Annotated in this window: 13 protein-coding genes and 5 pseudogenes; 6 read left to right on the forward strand and 12 right to left on the reverse strand. The window is 60.4% G+C overall.

The genetic code is table 11. The annotated features are described in order from the left end of the window. Nucleotides 1–182: S4 domain-containing protein (locus NKI72_RS25870; RefSeq protein WP_352851201.1), on the forward strand; the 182-nt coding region annotated here is incomplete at its 5' end. Between the two features lie 50 nt (nt 183–232). Here the strand turns inward: NKI72_RS25870 and NKI72_RS25875 are convergent. Next, nucleotides 233–610: pseudogene (locus tag NKI72_RS25875) on the reverse strand (IS30 family transposase); the annotation flags it as partial. A gap of 5 nt (nt 611–615) precedes the next feature. Between NKI72_RS25875 and NKI72_RS25880 the strand changes: the two are divergent. Beyond that, nucleotides 616–932 (forward strand): annotated as a pseudogene (locus NKI72_RS25880) (integrase core domain-containing protein); the annotation flags it as partial. A gap of 976 nt (nt 933–1,908) precedes the next feature. On the opposite strand, the pseudogene NKI72_RS25890 reads toward NKI72_RS25880, so the two are convergent. Together NKI72_RS25890 and NKI72_RS25895 are read right to left on the reverse strand one after the other, a co-directional pair. After that, nucleotides 1,909–2,296: pseudogene (locus tag NKI72_RS25890) on the reverse strand (Tn3 family transposase); the annotation flags it as partial. Further along, nucleotides 2,290–2,505 (reverse strand): annotated as a pseudogene (locus NKI72_RS25895) (leucine zipper domain-containing protein); the annotation flags it as partial. The pseudogenes NKI72_RS25890 and NKI72_RS25895, both read right to left, overlap by 7 nt. A 140-nt stretch (nt 2,506–2,645) precedes the next feature. Between NKI72_RS25895 and NKI72_RS25900 the strand changes: the two are divergent. Continuing rightward, nucleotides 2,646–4,307 carry a tannase/feruloyl esterase family alpha/beta hydrolase gene (locus NKI72_RS25900; protein ID WP_156937414.1) on the forward strand — a complete coding sequence of 554 codons (1,662 nt, stop codon included), beginning with the start codon at nt 2,646–2,648 and terminating at the stop codon, nt 4,305–4,307. Nucleotides 4,308–4,561: 254 nt separating this feature from the next. Here the strand turns inward: NKI72_RS25900 and NKI72_RS25905 are convergent. From NKI72_RS25905 to NKI72_RS25945, 9 genes and pseudogenes are all read right to left on the reverse strand, one after another. Further along, nucleotides 4,562–5,696 (reverse strand): annotated as a pseudogene (locus NKI72_RS25905) (site-specific integrase). Then, on the reverse strand, nt 5,693–6,079 hold the full coding sequence (locus NKI72_RS25910) for a type II toxin-antitoxin system VapC family toxin (protein WP_352851202.1): 387 nt from the start codon (nt 6,077–6,079) through the stop codon (nt 5,693–5,695). The pseudogene NKI72_RS25905 and the gene NKI72_RS25910 overlap by 4 nt, the downstream one beginning before the upstream one ends. Then, the gene (locus NKI72_RS25915; RefSeq protein WP_031195575.1) at nt 6,079–6,336 is read right to left on the reverse strand and encodes a type II toxin-antitoxin system VapB family antitoxin; all 258 of its coding nucleotides are present in this window, start codon (nt 6,334–6,336) and stop codon (nt 6,079–6,081) included. Before NKI72_RS25915 ends, NKI72_RS25910 begins: the two co-directional genes overlap by 1 nt. Before the next feature lie 80 nt (nt 6,337–6,416). Next, nucleotides 6,417–6,935, reverse strand: coding sequence for a hypothetical protein (locus NKI72_RS25920; protein WP_352772093.1), 519 nt, complete (start codon nt 6,933–6,935; stop codon nt 6,417–6,419). A 125-nt stretch (nt 6,936–7,060) separates the two neighbouring features. Beyond that, on the reverse strand, nt 7,061–7,906 hold the full coding sequence (locus tag NKI72_RS25925) for a phosphoadenosine phosphosulfate reductase domain-containing protein (protein ID WP_352720324.1): 846 nt from the start codon (nt 7,904–7,906) through the stop codon (nt 7,061–7,063). Then, nucleotides 7,903–11,232 carry a hypothetical protein gene (locus tag NKI72_RS25930; protein WP_352851203.1) on the reverse strand — a complete coding sequence of 1,110 codons (3,330 nt, stop codon included), beginning with the start codon at nt 11,230–11,232 and terminating at the stop codon, nt 7,903–7,905. The genes NKI72_RS25925 and NKI72_RS25930 overlap by 4 nt, the downstream gene beginning before the upstream one ends. Then, nucleotides 11,229–12,161 carry a DUF4007 family protein gene (locus tag NKI72_RS25935; protein WP_352772089.1) on the reverse strand — a complete coding sequence of 311 codons (933 nt, stop codon included), beginning with the start codon at nt 12,159–12,161 and terminating at the stop codon, nt 11,229–11,231. Before NKI72_RS25935 ends, NKI72_RS25930 begins: the two co-directional genes overlap by 4 nt. A 38-nt stretch (nt 12,162–12,199) precedes the next feature. Continuing rightward, nucleotides 12,200–13,336, reverse strand: coding sequence for a cysteine desulfurase family protein (locus tag NKI72_RS25940; RefSeq protein ID WP_352720318.1), 1,137 nt, complete (start codon nt 13,334–13,336; stop codon nt 12,200–12,202). A gap of 64 nt (nt 13,337–13,400) precedes the next feature. Continuing rightward, nucleotides 13,401–13,952, reverse strand: coding sequence for a hypothetical protein (locus tag NKI72_RS25945; protein WP_352851204.1), 552 nt, complete (start codon nt 13,950–13,952; stop codon nt 13,401–13,403). 180 nt (nt 13,953–14,132) lie between these two features. Here NKI72_RS25945 and NKI72_RS25950 point away from each other — a divergent pair, with 180 nt between their 5' ends. From NKI72_RS25950 to NKI72_RS25960, 3 genes are read left to right on the forward strand one after another with little or no spacing between them, the layout of a single operon-like run. Further along, complete coding sequence (locus NKI72_RS25950; protein ID WP_352720315.1) at nt 14,133–15,701, forward strand: DEAD/DEAH box helicase; 1,569 nt, start codon at nt 14,133–14,135, stop codon at nt 15,699–15,701. Further along, nucleotides 15,698–17,473, forward strand: a complete 1,776-nt coding sequence (locus NKI72_RS25955) for an ATP-binding protein (RefSeq protein ID WP_352720314.1) — start codon at nt 15,698–15,700, stop codon at nt 17,471–17,473. Before NKI72_RS25950 ends, NKI72_RS25955 begins: the two co-directional genes overlap by 4 nt. Nucleotides 17,474–17,505: 32 nt before the next feature. Next, complete coding sequence (locus NKI72_RS25960; protein WP_352720313.1) at nt 17,506–18,576, forward strand: hypothetical protein; 1,071 nt, start codon at nt 17,506–17,508, stop codon at nt 18,574–18,576. Nucleotides 18,577–18,697: the final 121 nt, after the last annotated feature.

Here is an 18,697-nt window from a genome sequence, read left to right on the forward strand (position 1 = left end):
CCCTTGTGGATTTGCTGGTACGCGCCGGATTGACCTCCTCCAAAGGGGAAGCGCGAAGGGCGATCTCGGGACGAGGTGTGCGGATCAACGGCAACTTCGTCGAGATTGATACAATGATATCGTCCCAAGACCTCCCGATCCGGCTTTCGCTCGGCCGGAAGCGCCACACTGTTGTAAAGTAGGGTTTCAGCAAATGCTGTCGCAGAAATTCTGCCCGCTTAGCGGGGTGGGTTCAACTGATCCCTGCAACACACTCCGCGAACTTTTCAGCTGGGGTTTGATAAAGCAAGGTCTTTCGCGGCCTCTCATTGAGCTGCCGTGCGATCGCGCTGAGCTTAGTCTGGCTGTGCAGGGATAGATCGGTTCCGCGCGGCAGATATTGGCGCAGTAATCGGTTGGTGTTTTCGTTGGAGCCGCGCTGCCACGGCGACCGCGGATCACAGAAGTAGACCTCGACGTCGGAGGCCAAGGTCAGGCGCTGGTGATCGGCGAGCTCTTTACCTCGGTCCCAGGTCAACGACTGGTACAGTTCGCCGGGGAGTTTCCGTGCCTGTTTGATCAGTGCCGAGACGACGCTTTCGGTATCCTTGTTGGCGACCTTGACCAGCATCCCTTCAGCACATATTCGACGGCATCTGCGACGAACATGGCATCGAGCACCGGCTCACAAAGACAACCATCCCTGGGCGAACGGCCAGGTCGAGCGGATGAATCGGACCATCAAGGACGCCACCGTCAAGCGCTTCCACTATGACGATCACGATCAACTGCGCCGGCATCTCGCCGACTTCATCTTAGCTTACAATTTCGCGCGCCGGCTTAAGACCTTCAAGGGCCTAACACCCTACGAGTTCATCTGCAAAATCTGGGCAAAAGAGCCCGAACGGTTCCGACTCGATCCCACCCATCAAATGCCGGGACTAAACACCTAGCCTCCACCTTCGTTGCTTCATTGCTAATGAGCTTAGCAGGTGTTCGATGGTAAGCTCGCTGGTTTCTGCGGGTATCGCCCCGAGCGGCTTGAACGCACACGCCACAGAGCAGAGATCGGTCCATTTTGTTACGAACGAACATCTTGCTTCCGGTAGAGCTTTCTCGAACCAAGGTCCGAAAAGGGTCGCGAGCTGTCCGGTTCCCATCTGTCTCAGTAGGCTGGACAACCGACATGCAGCGGTTACCCGCCATGCTCGTGTGTTGTTGGTTTGAAGGCTGAGGGTCTGTCACTATCCACTTTCCAATCATACGAATCGGATCACTGTCTTCGTGGTCGATATGGCAGGGCTGCTCGTGTCGTACTGCACACTCGCGATCGTTCCCAACTTGTCCCGGGGAGCCCGTCTTTACGGGGTAATCGAAAACGTCGTGACAGATGCCAACCATCGCCGGACTGGGCTACTGGGCTGGGCCGCGCCGTCCTTCATGCCGCGCTCGACAAAGCATGGAACGCCGATTGCTACAAGGTTCTGTTGGCGACTGGATCTCGGAGGGAGTCCACTCTGCGCTTCTATGAAGGTGCAGGGTTCCAGCAAGGCGGAAAACTTACTTCGAAATTCGCCGCTTGGAGGACGCTTTGGGTCGATTTTCCACCTTCCCTGACGGCCCGGAGGGGTGGGAATCGGCCGCTCGCGTCGTCCCGGCTGCCTAGCGTGGCGGATGAATTAACAGCCAGCGATTTGGCTCTTGCTCGACGAACTCTTTCTGGACGTGCCTGAGCACGTTCCGCTGCCCGGCAAACGGAACCATGTTGACCGCTTGATCGAAGGGGACCCACTGAAACTCGCTGTGTTCGGCATTCAGTCGCACCGTCTCTGTCGACCCCGCGAAACCCACGAAAACCGGCAGGAGGCTAATGGCGTCGCGGTCCGCTTCATAGAATTGCTCGCATATGTCGGCCGAATAGAGCCTCTGCAGCGTCAAGCCCGTTTCCTCCTTAGTCTCTCGCCAGGTCTTCCTTACGATCCGGTCATGGGTCTCGACCACGGCATCGGCGACCGCCGCCTCCCATTCCACGGCGCAAACGGCAAGGATCGCCCAGCGTCGATCCGAGCTGATATCGCGCAAGCCATCGGTGAACATAGCGCTCACCCTGCCGACGCAGGCGAGCGATGCGGTGTTGCGGATGCCGGCGAGCACTTGCGGATCAAGACCCACCGCGCAGGAACTCCAGTCGGTCAAGCAGCCGGTTTGCCGCCGCGGAATTGTTGCCGAGCTCGAACTTGCGAAGCAAGATGAAGCGGCTTATGTTACCGGCCAACATTTCGGTCAGAAGCCCATCCAACCGCTCGCGCGCACCAGCGTCGGCCGGCGCAGCCGATGAGGGCGAGATGAGCGATCCCGCAATCCTGGCATTTCCTCGGCGCGATACCGGTCGAGCCATTTGCGAACCGTCCGCGGGCAGACGCCTGCGGCTTTGGCGACGGCCTCAGGCGTCTGTCCGCTCTCGACCTGCATTACAATTCGCTCTCGACCGAGCGGCGTCAGACGGGTACTCTTATGGATGTTCATCCGGTCCCACTGGAATCACTGAAGCTTCGACAACCTCAGCTTTCCCGGTTCGGACCGGATGGATAACCTTCTGAAAGCTCACAACTAGCTACCAATGCGATCAGCTTTCGGGCTATCGGGGGCATCCAGGGAGGATGGGTATGTTCTTGGCTAACGGGCTCAAGCTGCGGGACCGCGGGTGCACCCTGGCACTGATTTTGGCGATCATATGTGTATGTGCGCCTGCACTGGCGGCAAACGCGTCGGATCAGGCGTGCCGGTCCATCGCCAAGCTCACAATTCCAAGCGTGATCTTTACCGAGGCTAGCCTTCAAAAGCCGCAGGAGATCCCCGCAGATCCCTTCACTGCATTCACCGGCGCCTCGCCTCAGGCGGTAAAAGTGGGCGGGCACTGCCTTGTCCGAGGTGTTATCGGGAAACGCCAGGGGGTCGATGGTCAATCATATGGCACCCGGTTTGAGGTGCGTCTTCCGACGACCTGGAACGACATGTTCCTTTTCCAGGGCGGCGGCGCAGTTGATGGCTTCCTGGCGCCGGCCGTCGGGACCATTCCTTGCCGGAACTCGACCGCGGCTCCCGGGCTCTTGCGCGGCTACGCTGTTGTAAGCATGGATGGCGGGCACCCAAGCCCCGATCCGGCTTTCGGGGTCGATCAAGCCGCACGCATTGATTTTGCGTACGCCTCCATTGGCAAAGTCACTTCGGTCTCGAAGCAGGTGGTGGCCAAGTTCTATGGGGCGGCTCCGAAAAAGTCGGTGTTCATGGGATGCTCGAATGGCGGTCGTGAGGCGTTGATAGCGGCTCAGCGATATCCGCTCGAGTTCGACGGGATTGTTGCAGGTAGCCCGGGTTTTCGTCTCAGTGCCGCCAACATTGCCCAAGCCTGGGATACTCGCGAGTACATGAGCATCGCTCCCAAGGATGAGGCCGGCCATCCCATTCTATCCCGCGCCTTCTCCCAGCAGGATCTGAACCTCGTCGCCAACGCGGTTCTCGCTGCCTGTGATGCCCGCGATGGCATTGAGGATGGCGTCATCAACGCCTGGCAGCAGTGCCGGTTCGACCCAAAGGTCCTGTCCTGCCAAGGCGATAAGACGGACAGCTGCCTCACGGCTGGTCAAGTGCAGGCCATGAGCCGCGCGTTCGCGGGTCCGGAAAGCTCCGATGGCGAAAAGCTTTACAGCGATTGGCCATATGATACGGGCGTTGCGGGCGCGGACTGGAGAATGTGGAAGCTGGGCAAATCCCCCACTTCCCAGTCGGATGCAAACAACATCGTTCTGGGAGCCCGCTCGCTTCAATACTACTTCATGACGCCCCCGGCGCCGAATTTTGACCCCCTGAAGTTCGACTTCGACAAGGATCCGGCACGCGTTGCGGATACGGCCAAGCTCAATGATGCGACCGGCACGTATCTCGCCAGCTTCGCTGCCCACGGTGGAAAGCTGCTCTTGTTTCAGGGACTTTCCGATCCGGTCTTCTCGGCCAACGATCTGGTGCGCTGGTACAAGCAAGTCGTCGAGGTCACAGGCGGCGGCGATTTGGAAGCGACTCGCCGTTTCGTGCGCATGTTCATAATCCCGGGGATGACCCACTGCGGCGATGGCCAAGCCTTCGACGACTTTGATCCTTTGGCCGCCATCGAGGGCTGGATAAACCAAGACAAGGCTCCGGACTCTCTCGCGGCTGGCAGCAAGGCATTCCCTGGCAAGCACCAGCCGATCTGCGCTTATCCCACTCAAGCTGCCTATGACGGTAAGGGAAATCCCGATGAGATCGCGAGCTATTCGTGTCGGGGATAAGAGACCTCGTCATTTGTTCGCTTCAATCTGCGCGCATTCCCGGAACAGGTCTCCCGGACCAAGGATCGGTTGGAAAAGCTAAACCCGGAATTTGTGGGCCGTGCCATAACGCAGTTGATGATCATGCCTGACTACGAAGCGTCGGCCGCCGATAGTCTGGATACAGCGCTCGCTGTGCTCGATGAGGTATTGTTATCGCCTGAGATCTGACCGCCTCATCCCAGCGGACAAAACGGGGCAGGGGAGGGGGCTTTTCAGAGCCCGGACGCCTTGGTGAGATTGACGCGGAAACGATCGCGCCGGCGCTGATACTTTCGAGTCATCTCGGCCGAGGCGTGACCGAGCTGTTTTTGCACATAGCGTTCGTCGACCTCGGCCGACGAGGCGAGGCCGGCCCGCAGGGAGTGGCCGGCGAATTTCTTGGCCCGTTCGCCCTCCGACAGATCGCCGCGCACGCCGGCGGCCAGGGCCGCGCGCTTGACCAGGCGTGCGACCTCCTGGTCGTTCAGAGCGATCGGCACCGACGGCTCTGCCTTGACCAGCAACGCGCCGGAACAGAGGTCCGTGCGCAATGTGCGCCAGTCTTAGCCAGGTCTGCAGAGCGGCCACCGGGCAGGTGGCGTCGGAGGAGCCGCGGCCGACCTCGACCTCGCGCCAGCCGGTTTTGCCGCGCAGGGTCACCAGCACGCCCTTGTCAGGAAAAAACTCAATCCAGCCCGAAGAATCCTCGGTCTGGTCGCGACCAATGTCGAGCCCGACGATTTCGGATCGGCGAAGGCCGCCGGCAAAACCCAGAAGCAGCATGGCGCGGTCGCGCAGACCACGCAGCGTGCCGCGGTCGAGGGTCTCGAGCATGGCGATCAGATCCTCGGGCAGGATCGCTTCCTTCTGCCGGGGAGGGGAGGCGTGGGTGTTGCGAACGCCAGCCATCACCGTGGCGATATGCCGGTCCTTGCGGTCCAGCGGCTGGCCGCGCTGGGCAAAATTCCAGGAGAGCGACGAAAGCCGGCGCTCGATAGTTGAAACGGTGTTGGGCTTTTTGTCGCCAGTGGCCGTACCTGACGCGCAGGCGGTGATGTAGAGCCCGACGGTCTGCGGATCAGGTGGGAGCACTTCCAGACCCTGCCGGCGCGCCCAGGCGCAAAAGTGCTTCCAGTCGGCTGCGTAGGCGCGGCGCGTGTTGGCCGAACTCGCCGCCTCGATATAATCGCGCGCGCGGCCGGCGAGCGCCTCAAGATGCGCAGGCAGGCTGGGATTGGCAATGGCTGGAAGGGGAGGGGACGAGGCTAGGTCGGCATCGCCCATCTGCATGACGATATCGACGATGTCGGGCATGTCGTCATCGCCGGAAGCAGCCGATGATCGTTGCGCGTCGCCAGTCATGCTCATGCCGCTTCGATATCCGTTTGAGAGAAGTCCTTGCCGATGAAAAGCAGCGGTTCGTCCGCACGCTTTGCCAAAGCATAGGAGAAGCAATCGGCAAAATTCAGCGCCGCCGGGTGGTGGCCCTTGCCGTAGGTCAGCCAACCTTGGGTCGCCAGATCAACCAATTCGGAGTCGACAGGAATGATGTCGGCCTCGATTTTGCGCAGCCAAAGATCGATCTCGGCCAATGCGTGTTCGCCGCGCCTGCTGACCAGCACCATGCGTGCCTCGAGCACGCAGGTTGCCGGGACCAGACGGATTGGGTCCAAGACCAGCGCTCGTTCCAGCCTTGCTGCCTCAGGCTCGCTCCGAAGGATCGCTACAACAGCTGAGGTGTCGATCACCATCAGTTCGGGATTCCATGCTCGTCATACCCGATGATCTCCTCGTCGCTGCGACTATCCAGTTCAGGCAATCGTGCCACTCTTTCTCGGATGGCGCGCAATTCTGCCAGCAGACGCTCCTGAGCGGTCTCTCCAAAGCCCAAGCGATGCAAGCGCTCGCTCAGGGCCTGATGAATGGCTGCTGTCTTACTGATACCCTGGCGGCGTGCGAGTTCATCGGCGAGAGCAACGGTGGCCGGATTTTTGATGTTCAGGGACACGAAAGACTCCAAAATTCTACCTTTCTGGCCAATTCTACCATGGACCCCTAGCCTCGTAAAGGACGAATGATAATGCAACATTATCGGTCGTTTTGAATACGCGGCAGGGTGTGCGTTTTTAGGCGGATGTTGTGGTACAAAGCGCATGTAACTCCGTACTTCTGCTCGCGGCCAAGGTTGACCATGTCATGACAAGCGTGGCCCAGATCAGTCAGTTCTTGGTCCGAAAGCACTGATGCCGGTGTCACCAAGGCCTGGCGCAACGCGGACTCAGGCAGATCGGGCGGTGCATTCGGCAGCTGCCGCCTCAGGCAGGATTTGACGAGTCCAAATTCTCTCTGAGCAACCAGCTTGTCGAGGCTATCCAGGTTATCATCGCCGGCATCCAGCGCGCTGTGCCAGTAGCGCAGGAGCAGATTGGCGCCTGCTACGGGATCCCTCGCCAGCCTTTGGCGTGGCGATCGAGCCAGCAGGACTCCATCTTCACCACTGAAATAGTCCTGCCGCAATCCAATCAGGGCGCGGACGAGCGGGGCCGCAGCCAGCTCAGCCCCTATGCAATCCCGCCGCGACGACATATTCGGCAGTGTAAGCTCCAAGCTTTGCTTCGAAGGTACCTTTCGTTTACCCGACCATTCCCTCGTTTAGCTTGTTCATCGCCGTGGTTGTAACGAGTGCTTAGAGGTTTCGCGTCTTTCGCGTCACCCAAGCCATTATGCCTGTGCTATTTATGGCAGATCACACAGCCGGCAGCGGCTTCGCCGATGCCATACACATCATCCACGGTCGGCGCTTGATCGCCTGCAAGCGGATTGATGCGCCGACGCGAAAGCAACCGTGCCCTGCGGACTTCGAATTCTTTCTCGATCGCCTCGACGCGCTCCGGCTTGCTGAGCTCGTCCAGACCTTCTCCCTGACTCCAGGTAAACGGCGATCCATGCTCGCGGGCAGTCTTCTCGTATCCACGAGCGTCTGCGAACGCCTCTGGATGCTCGCGCATCAGACGCACCCACTCGATCTTTTGCTGGAAGAAACAGAAAGTGCATCCCGAGCGCGTACGCCAGCGGTAGTACTCGGGCTCGCCCAGGCCGGCGCTCTCCAGAGTCTCACTCACGCCCGCCCGGTTGATTCCGTCTTCCCGGAGCGGGAAGTGAATCTGCATGTTGCCGTTAGTAGCTTGGTAGCCCTCTCGGCTGGGCTCGTCGGCGCGGATGGCGACGTAAGAGTGGATCGTGACACCTGCCTCCAGATCGTCGCGCAGCCACTGCTCCAGCGGTCGGAGCTTGAGTTGCCGGGTGCACCATCGGGTTTGTGGCGACGGCAGGAAGTGATTGTATTCCTTGAGCCAGAAATCGAAGTCGCGGTCCGGATTGAGGCGCGTGATTGGCCTGCCCAGGAAGCCTTCCAGCTTGTCGAGAAACGAATATACCTCGGCCAGCTCCTTGCCCGTATCAGTGAAGAAGTATTCGAGGTCGATATCCGGTCGGGTCTGCCGCATGTGAACTGCCAGGGCGGCACTGTCACGCCCGCCTGATATACCGAGTATGTGACGCTCGCGAACCACGGTCATATCTGCTCCAATTCCTGTTCTGCCGACAGCCGCTCTACTATCTTGGCCAGCGCAGTGAGCGATACCGCCGACCGGAGGTCTCTTGTCTTGAGTTGCCGAAATAGCTCTTCCGCTATTCCGTCTGCTTCGGCAAACTCGTCTTCCGACACATGGAATGCGTGGAACAAGGGCCTTTGTGCGGGATCCAGCCCGATCACCACGGAGATTGCCCTGGCCGTCGGCGCGCGGCCCTTGACCGACGCGAACGCCTCGGCATCACGGAAACGGCGGGCGAGCTTGGCCATCTCGAACACGGCTTGTTCCTGCTCGCGATCCGACCAATTCCGCGGCGGTTTATGAACGAGCAGGCTTGCCAGACCTTCCATGTCGCCCGCTCCGCCCTCGAATTCGCCGATTCTCATGATGAAGGCTTCGAGGCGAAGTTCGCCAGACACTCCGGCGGCCGTAGAGGCGCGGAAACCGATACCCTCGAAGGTGTCGCTTTCCACGCTGAGGTGTTCCGCTAGCTGGCGGGTAAGCTCATGGACCATGGCCGGGTATGCAGTCTCCGCCTTGGACAGCGACGCGGCGATCGTCACGGCAGGATCGGTCTCGCCCTTAAGGGCAGTCGCCAGTTCGGAGAACAGCAGTACCTCGGGATCGTTTGCCTTGAGGACGACATCGCGGACCCGCCGCACTCGCTCGTCCAGGCGCCTGGTGCGCTGAGTCCAAAGCGGAAGCGCGTGGAACCGTTGGAAGAGGGCGGAAGCCACGGGAAGGGCCTCAGCCTCGAGAATCTTTTCCTCCGTGGACAGCAAGGTGGCGAGCTGACGGATGAATTCCACGTCGCGCTTGGACCGGGAAATACGCCTGAACTCGACGGCCGACGCATCCTGCAGCAGGCGATCCGCTACGACGTCGTTGATGACGGCCTGGTAAAGACCGTCAACATAGACTGCCACCAGACTTCGGTTCGCCAGGAGATAGGCGAGCGCCAGCATCGGCATGACACCGCGTTTGATGCCGAACGGGCGACCGGCCCATCGGTCGAACAGCTCGCCGAGGTTGACGCTCTTTTCCTTGAGCAATTTCCAAGCTGGAGCAAGTTTAGCTCCCGCACCCTGCTTGTCGGGATCATGGAACCTCCAGCCCCCCGTTTCGTCGCGGCGATGAAGCCCCAGCGGAGACAGGACCGTCAGATAGTGACCCCGCTCCACTGGGTAGTTCTCGATGCCGAGATCCTCGATGTCCGGCTTCGCTACCATGGCGTGCAACACCGCGCGGAGGCCGGCCATGGCACTGGACGAAGGCTTGTCCCGGTAAAGCAGTTCGGACTGTATGACCGGAGCGCTATCGAATGACGCGTTGCAGAGGGCCGAGGCGACTACCGTCAGTCCTTTGCCGTCCAAGTCACTTTCCCGCTTGTCGAATGCCCACCACCGCGAGGCGAAGAAGGCTTCAACCAGCTCGCCGCGGACAGCGTCGGTGATCTGTGCGCGACGGGCGGTCAGCTCGCGGCGGGCAATACGGTCACCCTCCAGCCGGGGATGGGAAGCTTCGACATGATCGATCGCATAGAGATCGGAGGCATGGTCGCGCAGCAAATAGACACGGTCGGTAGCCGCCACGGCTGCGAGAACGCCGGCCTCCTCTAGTTCGCGGCTGAGAATCTTGGCCGCCACCTCCGGCTTGGCATCGAACGTGCGTGCATCCGGCATGATGAGCACCAGAAGGCCAGAGGAGTTTCGCTGCCTTTTGGCCAGCGCCGCCGCCGTCCTCTTTGCCCATGCGGCCGGGTTTAACGGAACGTCATCCGCGAACTGCAGGACGACGTTGAACAGCCGGAGGGCGCCCGTCGCGAAGTAGTGGCTCTTGGCGGCGATCGGACCGATGCCCAGGCGGGAAGGAAGATCGGCCAGGACGTCGGCATCCAGCTTGAGACTGGCTTTTGAGATGGCATCGTCCAGATCGAAATCGCTGCCGGCGAATAGGGCGTAGCCCCCAACCCTTGCCTGGCGGATAAGGATCGCCCTGTTCACCAGGTCATCCAGCGTCGCGGAAACGTCGTCGGGGCTGTGCGTCGGCGCACACAGGGCAAGAACGTCATCGGCGACGGCAAGCCCCGATCCGTTGCGGAACAATTCGATGATGGCCGCGGCCTTGGTCAGATAGGCGGCTAACACACCCTGCAACGTGGCGCGCTCGACCGCTTCGATGGCTAGCGTCATCCGGTTGCTGTCGGGCCCGACAATCAGGGCGGTGCCGAAGTTAGCCACCAGGTAGTCCCAGAGTTGGTCGGGTCCGTAGAGCGCATTGTCCTCAACGTCGGCCTGGGCGAGATGTGCCTGGAACCCGTAGGGTTCCGCCGACGAGAGGAAACCGAAGACACTTCTTTCGTTCTGCGCGAAGCGTTGCCGCGACAGCGGGCCTAACAGCAGGGCGGATACGGGGTGAAGCGGCCAGGCATCGGCCAGTACTTGCGCCAGTACAGGTACGTCAACCGCCCGACGTTTGGATATGGCCGTCGCGGTCCTCGCGGCAAGGTCGAGGGCGCTCCGGGGCGTCTGCTCGGAATGGATCGCGCGGGCGAGCAATGCCGCCACTTCGTCAGCCTGGGCGACGAACGGCACGTTCTGGAAGCGGCCCTGAACCTTGGCCCACTCGTCACGCGCGCTGCGGTTGAGGCGTCCGGCATATTGTTCGAAAGACTGGTGCAGTATCCCGACGACGACCAACCGACCGTCCGACCGTGCGGCCCGCTCTGCGAGGTCTTGGAGGACATGAATGTCGCCTTTCCCTCCCATAGCGTGTTCGAGAAATTTCCCGAGTTCGTCGATTATGATCAGCAGGCCGCCCTTGGACCGGGCCTCCGCTTCCAGTCGGTCCACCAGCGCCTTTTCGTCGGCAGCAGCGGTTGCCTTATCCTCGCCAGACCAGCCGAACCTATCCGAAGCCGCGTCCGCGAGGGCGCCTGATAGGCTCGTGCGCCGGCCGGTCAGCGCCAGGATGCCCCACGATTTTCCGCGGCCTGGAAACGAGTGGCTGAAAGCCTCCGCCAAGTCGTTGCCGACGATTTCCTCGGCCAGAGCCCTTTGTTTCTTGCTTCCGGCAACCAGGTTGGCCACGAGCAGTGCCGCACAGGACTTGCCGCCGCCATAGGGCCCCGTCCATGTGAATGCGTACTGCGAGCCTTCCCCTATCCCGCCCAGCATCGCCTCGAGCGACTTCCGGACGCTCGACTGCAGGACATAGCCCGTAAGGGGAGGCGTGCCGTTAAAATCGGTGTCCAGTCTTGCCGAAAGGGCGAAGCGACGCTCGACCCTGACGACCTTGGAAAGCTTGGTCACGCCGCCCTCCGACGTTTGTAACTCGCTGCAATTAGCGTCAGTTCATCGATTTCGGCCAAATTGCCTACGAGGGCAACCTGTCGGAGCCCTGCGGTATCCGTCCAAGTCATCTTGCCGCCCGTAACATCGGAAATCCTCATGAGCCTGGCGACAAGGCTGTCCTCGTCGAGCTTGAACACGCGGCCCGGCGAGCCTGGCCCATACTGGGCCTGCTCCACGGACAGCGTCGGTGACTGCTGGTGGTTACGTTCCCAGTAACGCTTGAGGACACGCGCGAATACGCCATCCGGGAGGGTATTCTTGGGGCCGCGTACGAATTCCATCTGTCCGCTGGACTTCAGCTCCCGCAGAAGGCCGAGCTCGACCATCAGCGGCTCGGATGCGTCCTCCCCGGCGTCCTGGCTTCGCGCGGCGTAACTCCGTACGAACACCTCGACATCCCGCTTCAGCGTTTCCACCGTTGCACGGCCTCCACGGGATCCCACGATCACCGCCATCGCCTGAACCAGGTCTTCGCGCGAGAATGCCGACTGGTTGATCCTGTTAAACGCATAGTAGAACGTCGTGGCCACGTCCGGGATTGCGACGAGGTTGGCGTGAATAAGCCATAGCGTCGAATGCTGTTCCAGATATGGATCGAGCCCGTCGTTCCCGAAAATCATATGCCCGAAATCCGTTGCGGTTAGGGCTGCTTCGCCGTCGTCGCTGATGACGCCTGCGGCGAGAGCCCAATGGCGCATCGAAAGGGCCATATTCTTACCTACGCCGAAGCGGGCGATTGCGCTTTGTTCGTGAAATGTTCTGCGGTCGACTCCGTGGGGACCCGACGCCACGTCGTACGCCTTCTTCAGCCAAAGAAGGCGCAGCGGGAAGGTCTCATGGCCCGAGACGCGAATTTGTGTCATGGGGAGGTGAAGCTCGTCAGTCATGATTGAATGCTACTGGAGACGGTCGCCAGCGACAATCATTAATCTCGCACGAGGTCCGACAAAATTCGAGCAGCTTCCGCTACTTCGATCCCGGTCGTGAATCGAGAGCAGTAAATCCTGACAGTCTCTGCTGCCGCTTCCGAAGTATATCCCATGGCGGAGAGGACGTGAGAAGCGTCTATCTGACCGCTCGTACAAGCAGAGCCCTCAGAAATCGCGAGGCGTCCACCTGCGCGGCTCACGAGTGACATGGCGTTATGTCCCGGAAACCTGATGCTGATGCTGCCCGGCACACGATATTTTTGGGGAACGTTCTCGATGAACTTTGTCTGGAGCGACGCCAACTCATCCAACAGCGTACAAGCCATCGCCTTTTGATGGGCGGAATCGGTCAGTAGACGCTCGTTGGCCAGGCTAGCTGCGACTCCGAAGCCGACCGCCAGTGGCGTGGCAACAGTTCCGGGGCGAATTCCCGCTTCCTGCCCCCCGCCGAACTGTAGCGCGAAGGGCCGGAGCGGGGATGCGGAAGAAACGAAGAGCGCGCCGATCCCCATTGGGCCGTAGAACTTATGCGAAGACAGGCTGGCCAAGTCGAAATCGGAGAAATCCAGGGGTACCTTGCCGGCCGCCTGCGCAGCGTCGACATGGACGAGGGCGCCGGCCGTCCGGGCGAGATTGACCACTGTCGAAACGGGCTGGATCGTCCCGACTTCGTTGTTGACTGCCATGACCGAGACCAGAAGTGTCCCCTCGCCGATCAGTGGTTCGAGCCGGTCGAGATCGACGACACCGTTTCGACTGACAGGCGCTTCGACGATCTCGAAACCCATCTTCTCGAGCGAATGGGCGGATGCCAGTACGCTCTTGTGTTCGATTGCGGAGACAATGATCTGCCGGCGGGGGCTCCCGCCATCGAGCGCGGCAAGGGCAGTACCCCGAACCGCGATGTTGTTGGCTTCGGTTGCTCCCGACGTGAAGAACAGCTCCTGCGAATCGGCATTGACCAACCTGGCGATATCCATGCGGGCCGCCTCGACGGCGGACGACGCCATCATACCGCGGAGATGAGGGGAATGCGGGTTGCCCGCCTGCGCGTGCCACCAAGGTGCCATCGCTTCCAGGGCCTCGGGCGCCAGCGGCGTCGTGGAATGTCCGTCAAGGTAAATCTGGTTCAAATCGAGCTGTCCTCGGCTGCTTCGGATAAGGTAGATCTTTTCCGGATACAAACATCGACGTTCGTTAGCGGCGCGGAAACTGTTCCCCTAAACCGAGCGACTTGAATAGGTAGCGGCTGTGCCTGATGTAGGCGTCTCTCGCGCGAGCGAAATAGCAGTCGTAGTGCCACGCGGCGCAGCACTGCGGATAGTCCAGTAGCTGCGCGTCCGAAAGGAACGAGGTGTCGCCTGCCACGAATTTTTCGTGAATGGCTTCGTTTCGCGTAAGCCAGAACACCGACGTTGCTGCCGAGCTCCTGCTGTCCACCTCACGGGCGACGCGGGCGTCGTCGATCTTCAGCGGCCTATACCTATGGTGTACGTTCACCTTGCCGCTGCCGGAGAGGCACCCGTAATCCTTCGCGAGCCTGACCACTTCCCGGTATGGGCCAGCCCGGACCTCGTCCTCCGCCATTCCCAAGAACACGTTTTTGCTTCCCCGCAGCGCCTGAACCACCTGCAGGATGTTGATCGCTTCCTCTTGCAGGTCGATGGCTGCGTTCGGATAGCGTTCGAACACCTCCCTTATTTCACCGAACAGCCGGATTTCGTCCGGGTCTTCCGAAAGTTCCTGCATGTAATGCGTCCTGCTTTCATCGCTGCGAATGGGGTGAGCGGCCGGTATGCTTCAGTCAAGGTCGCGGTGCGGAAGGTAACCGAGATTGGAAGCGTTGCAACGGTCCCTCTATTGGTTTTGGGTTTGAACGGTGCGATCAATCGCACCTGGCATTCCGGGTGATTCCCGCGGGGACGAAGTGTGGCGACCAAGCTCGTAGGAATTCTAGAACGTTGCGGTACGTCGAGTCTTACCGGATTGCTCGGAGCTTCGGCGATCGAGCTCCTTGAGATCAAACGGCCCGAGGCAAAGACGCCCCTCGGCTTGGCCGAGTTCGTGGTCGGCATATTCGGTGCCGAGGGCGCACTCAAACGGGACGACGTGCGCAAGCTGCTGTTCGAGCAGATGAACTCCTCGGAAGCGGCAGAGTTGTGCGAGCTGCTCGAACTTCCCGCTGGCGCGCCACAGTTGACCCTGCGCGCCGTTGCGTTCGATCGACCCTTCTATACCGACCTGCTCTTCAGGTGGTTCGGCCTCGCGTACGACGGGTCCGACCAGGTCGAGCAGGAGAGCTCCAGCAAAGCGCCCAGCAGCAACAAGCTCCGGGAGCACCAGGCGAATGCCTTCCGCGAACTGCGGAACCGTCTCGCGGACAGTAGCCAGGTTGTGCTTGTCCACATGCCGCCTGGCGCGGGGAAGCTTCGGCTGGTCGCTGCAGCGGCGCTGGACCTGTTCCGCTCGGCGGCTGCCGACAGCATTGTCGTTTGGATTGCCCCGCATCCAGCTCTCTGTGACGAGGCATTTCTGGAGCTCACCCATGTCTGGCATGATCTGGGTCTTGTCGACGTGACGGCCTACAGGCTGTACGGCAACCACGCGCTCCCGGACCTAGCTACCCTCTCGAGCGGAATTGTCATCGCCGACCTTGACAGGGTCGCCGCGGATGGCCAGAACCTGGCAAGCCTGGGCGCGAGGGCATGTGTGGTCGTCATGAATGACGCGGAGCACCTCGGGCATCCTATCGGCGCCTCCCTCCTTCAGGAAATGCGTAAAGGAGGGCAGTTCAGCATTGCGGCGATCTATTCCGCTTCCGGAGCTACCCTGCGCCAGAGCAGCTATGCGACCGGCGTGATGGATGCCCTGACCGGAAGGTCTATATGCATGGTCGACCAAGCTCCGCAACTGCTCGTTGCAGCTGGCGACATAGACCCCTTCGATGTGACGACGAAATTCTCGCCAGTGACGGGGCTGACCGTCGATGCTGCCCAGTTGGACTTGCATCAGGATTTGGCGGACGCTCTGGCGTCCGATGTCGGACGCAATGCGATGCTCATCGAGTTGATGGAAGAATTGAACCGGGCAAACGAAAAGGTCGTCCTTCAGGCCACGACCGCCGACCACGCTAACCTCCTGAATGGAATGCTCGGGTTCCTCGGGATAAAGGCGATGGCAATTACTGGCCAGATGGCGTGGAACGACCGAGTCGTCCAGATGCAGCGTTTCAACTCACGATTGGACACGACCGTCCTATGCGTGCATGGGGTTTTCGTGCCGGGGCACGTGGTCCCCGACGTCACTTGCTTAGTCCTGGCCAGACCGACGAGTTCGTCAGCCGTGCTTTCCGAGATGGTGGGGCGAACCGCAAGCGGTCGCAAAAAGCCGGACAAGCCCTTGCGGGTCCTGGCCATCGCCGATCCCGTACCTGCATTCCTGCGGCTCGTGGAAGACCTCTCGCGGTGGAATAGATTTGAAAACGAGGAAAAACAATGAGCTTTCCCGTCATTCCGCAGAACCTCTCCATCTCAGCGATGAGAAGTTCCGGGTATCGCGACACGGCGCACGCGTTGGCCGAACTGATCGATAACTCGATACAATCCGGTCAAAGCGTGGGGACGATTACGGATGTGGAGCTGATCTGCATCGACGAAGTCCCAGCAGGCGGTTCCAGGCGCAGGCTGTCAAGGCTGGCAGTCTTCGATAATGCCGCTGGTATGGACCCAAAAACCCTTCGGGGAGCGCTGCAGTTCGGTAACGGCACGCGCCTTCAGGTAAAGGACCAGAAGGGGATCGGCAAATTCGGCATGGGCCTCCCGAATTCCTCGATCTCGCAGTGCCGCCGCGTCGACGTATGGAGCTGGCAAGAAGGGTCAGTGTATCACAGCTACCTCGATGTCGGTGAGGTGGAGCGGGGACAGATGACCGAGGTACCCGAACCGCAAGTATCGGCTATTCCCAAGGAATGGCTCAAACTTGTCGCGGCCGAGATCGGCCCTCACGGGACTTTGGTGGTTTGGAGCGACCTCGACCGTGTCTCTTGGAAGCAGAGTAGGGCGTTGCTCAGAAACACCGAATTTATTGCCGGTCGTGTTTACCGCCACTTCATCCACAAGCGCTCGGTAAGGATACGGCTCGCCTCCTACGAGGCGGGGGACGGGATATACGCCCCCGGTTATCAGAGCTTCGTCCGTCCGAACGATCCCCTTTTCCTGATGAGCGGGACCAATGCACCTAGCCCTTATGACCAGATTCCGGCATTCGATCCGTTCGGCGAGCCGGTCGAATTGACGGTCGGGTACAATGGGGGCGAGTCGATTGTCAAGATCCGCGCCTCCGTGTGTAAGCCCGAGGCGAGGCGGGGCGGCGGAGCGAAACCGATCGGCCAGCATGCCCGGAAGAACATCGGCATCTCGGTGGTGCGGGCGGACAGGGAACTCGAGCTAAATCGCAGCTTCGAGAACTCGTATGACCCAAGGGAACGCTGGTGGGGGGTAGAAGTCGTATTCGATCCCGCCTTGGACGACGTGTTCGGAGTGACGAACAACAAGCAGTCCGCCACAGGCTTCATCCGACGCGACCTCGAAGAGGATGCGCAAGCCGAGGCCATGTCGGAGGCGGACTTCCAGGCTTCGCTAGAAGAGGATCGAGATCCGCGCCTACCGATGTACAGGATCAGCAAGGAGATTGATCGCCTGTTGAACGCGATGCGGGCGAAGGTAGCGAAGATGCGCGAAGGCGAGCGTGTCGCCAAATCGGAGGAAACGGACGAGACGCGCGCCGAAAAGGCGGCAACGGCTTCGGTGAAGCGGAGACGCGAACGCCTGGGAGATACGGGGCAGAGCGATCGCGACGAGAAAGCACCCGATACCGAGCGTATGGACGCGATCAGTTCCGACATCGCGAACGACGGGGTCGATGCCAAAAAGGCTCGGGAAATCGCGGTAGACTACGTAACCAAATCCTCGAAATTCAGGTTCAAGCACGCCGACATCTCGGGCTCTTCCATGTTCGATGTTTCGTTGGTCGGTGGACTCATTACCGTGACCCTAAATACGCGGCACCCGGCCCACGCCGCGCTATTCGAGGAGTTGCGCGAAGAAAACGCCACCCCCAACCCATACGCCCGGCAGGTCCTGGCCCTGATTGCTGCCTGGGCCCGCATGGAAGACGAGTCGCCGAGCACGAAGGCGAGCGCGGCCATGGAGGAGATGCGGGAGAACTGGGGTCGGGTGGCCCGCGATTTCTACGCTTCAGATGAGGAGTAATTCCGGAATGAGTTTCGAGCTGGAGCTGGCCGATGGGAGGGCGTGAGGCAGTTCGTGGCTTCGCGATTCAGGCGCTAGTTTGTCTTCTTGATGCGCTCGAACCCGGCAACGACTGGACTGCGGTCACCGTCGAGCCGGATTCTGCCAACGATAAGGTAGATATCTTGTGGGAGTTGCCGGAAGGAAGACGGCTCGCCCAACAAGTGAAGTCGTCCAAGAACATCATCGGCCGCGGGGCAGTGGTGACCTGGTGTAGGGAACTGAAGCAGTCTCAGGCGGCTGACAGGTATCAACTGCTGCTCTCTGGCCCCCTCGCACAGGCGGCACTTGACGATGTGCCGTTTGATGGGGTCGAAGTTCCCCCTCCATCATCTATAGATACATTGGCGTTGATGGACCAGGCTATTGCCAAATTGGACCGGTATCTTTCCGACAAGACTATCGCTCCTACTCCGATCGCGATCAGGGAAGCGATCGTCGTCACGGTTTCATCTAAGATCCTCGATGGTTCCATCAGGGGAGACTCCCTCAAGCGCGAGACTTTCGACGGGTTGCTCGTCAACTGGATACTGGCCGCTTACCCTCAGGCCATTGAGCACCGGATGGTGGCCAACTGCGAGGTCCTGTGGAGCACCGTCACCCTCGCGGGGCCCATCAATATGAACGAAAGAGCGTTCCATCTCGTGCTCCCGCTTACTGTCGTCAACGGCGGGCTGTCCGTGGTCGTTGTCGAATGGTTCCGGGTGAAGGTTGACGGGGTAGGCAGGCAGATGCGGTATCTTCCGTCGGTCGTCTTGCCTGAAGGTTCTATCTCGCAGACGGTAGATCGCTCCGCAGGCATCCCGTTCGGAGAGTTTGCGGTGCTGCCGGGGTCTGCTCGGACAGCGAACGTGCTCTTCGTGCCCTTGGAAGGACCCGGTCTCGCCACTGACATGTGGCCCGAACAGGATGTCAAACTTGAACTGTTCGTGAAATACGGTGCGTTGCCCGAATTCAGATCGGTAAGGAAGGTGACGCTCGCGTCGACCGCAGACCATCGGGCCGTGCTCGGAACTACCCGAGCAGTTCACATTTCGACGGTGCCGATTGACGCGTTTGTCTGAATCGTCGCAGCGGCAGCGGAGACAGTCACCCCCGTGACGCGCGGCCGGGCCACGCACCTACTAAATGCGATGAAAGCCCGGTTCTTGGGAACCGAACCGATGTAGCGTCGCGCACTATTGG

It is taken from the genome of Mesorhizobium sp. M0437, from assembly GCF_040321335.1.
In the GTDB taxonomy this organism is placed as follows: Bacteria; Pseudomonadota; Alphaproteobacteria; order Rhizobiales; family Rhizobiaceae; genus Mesorhizobium.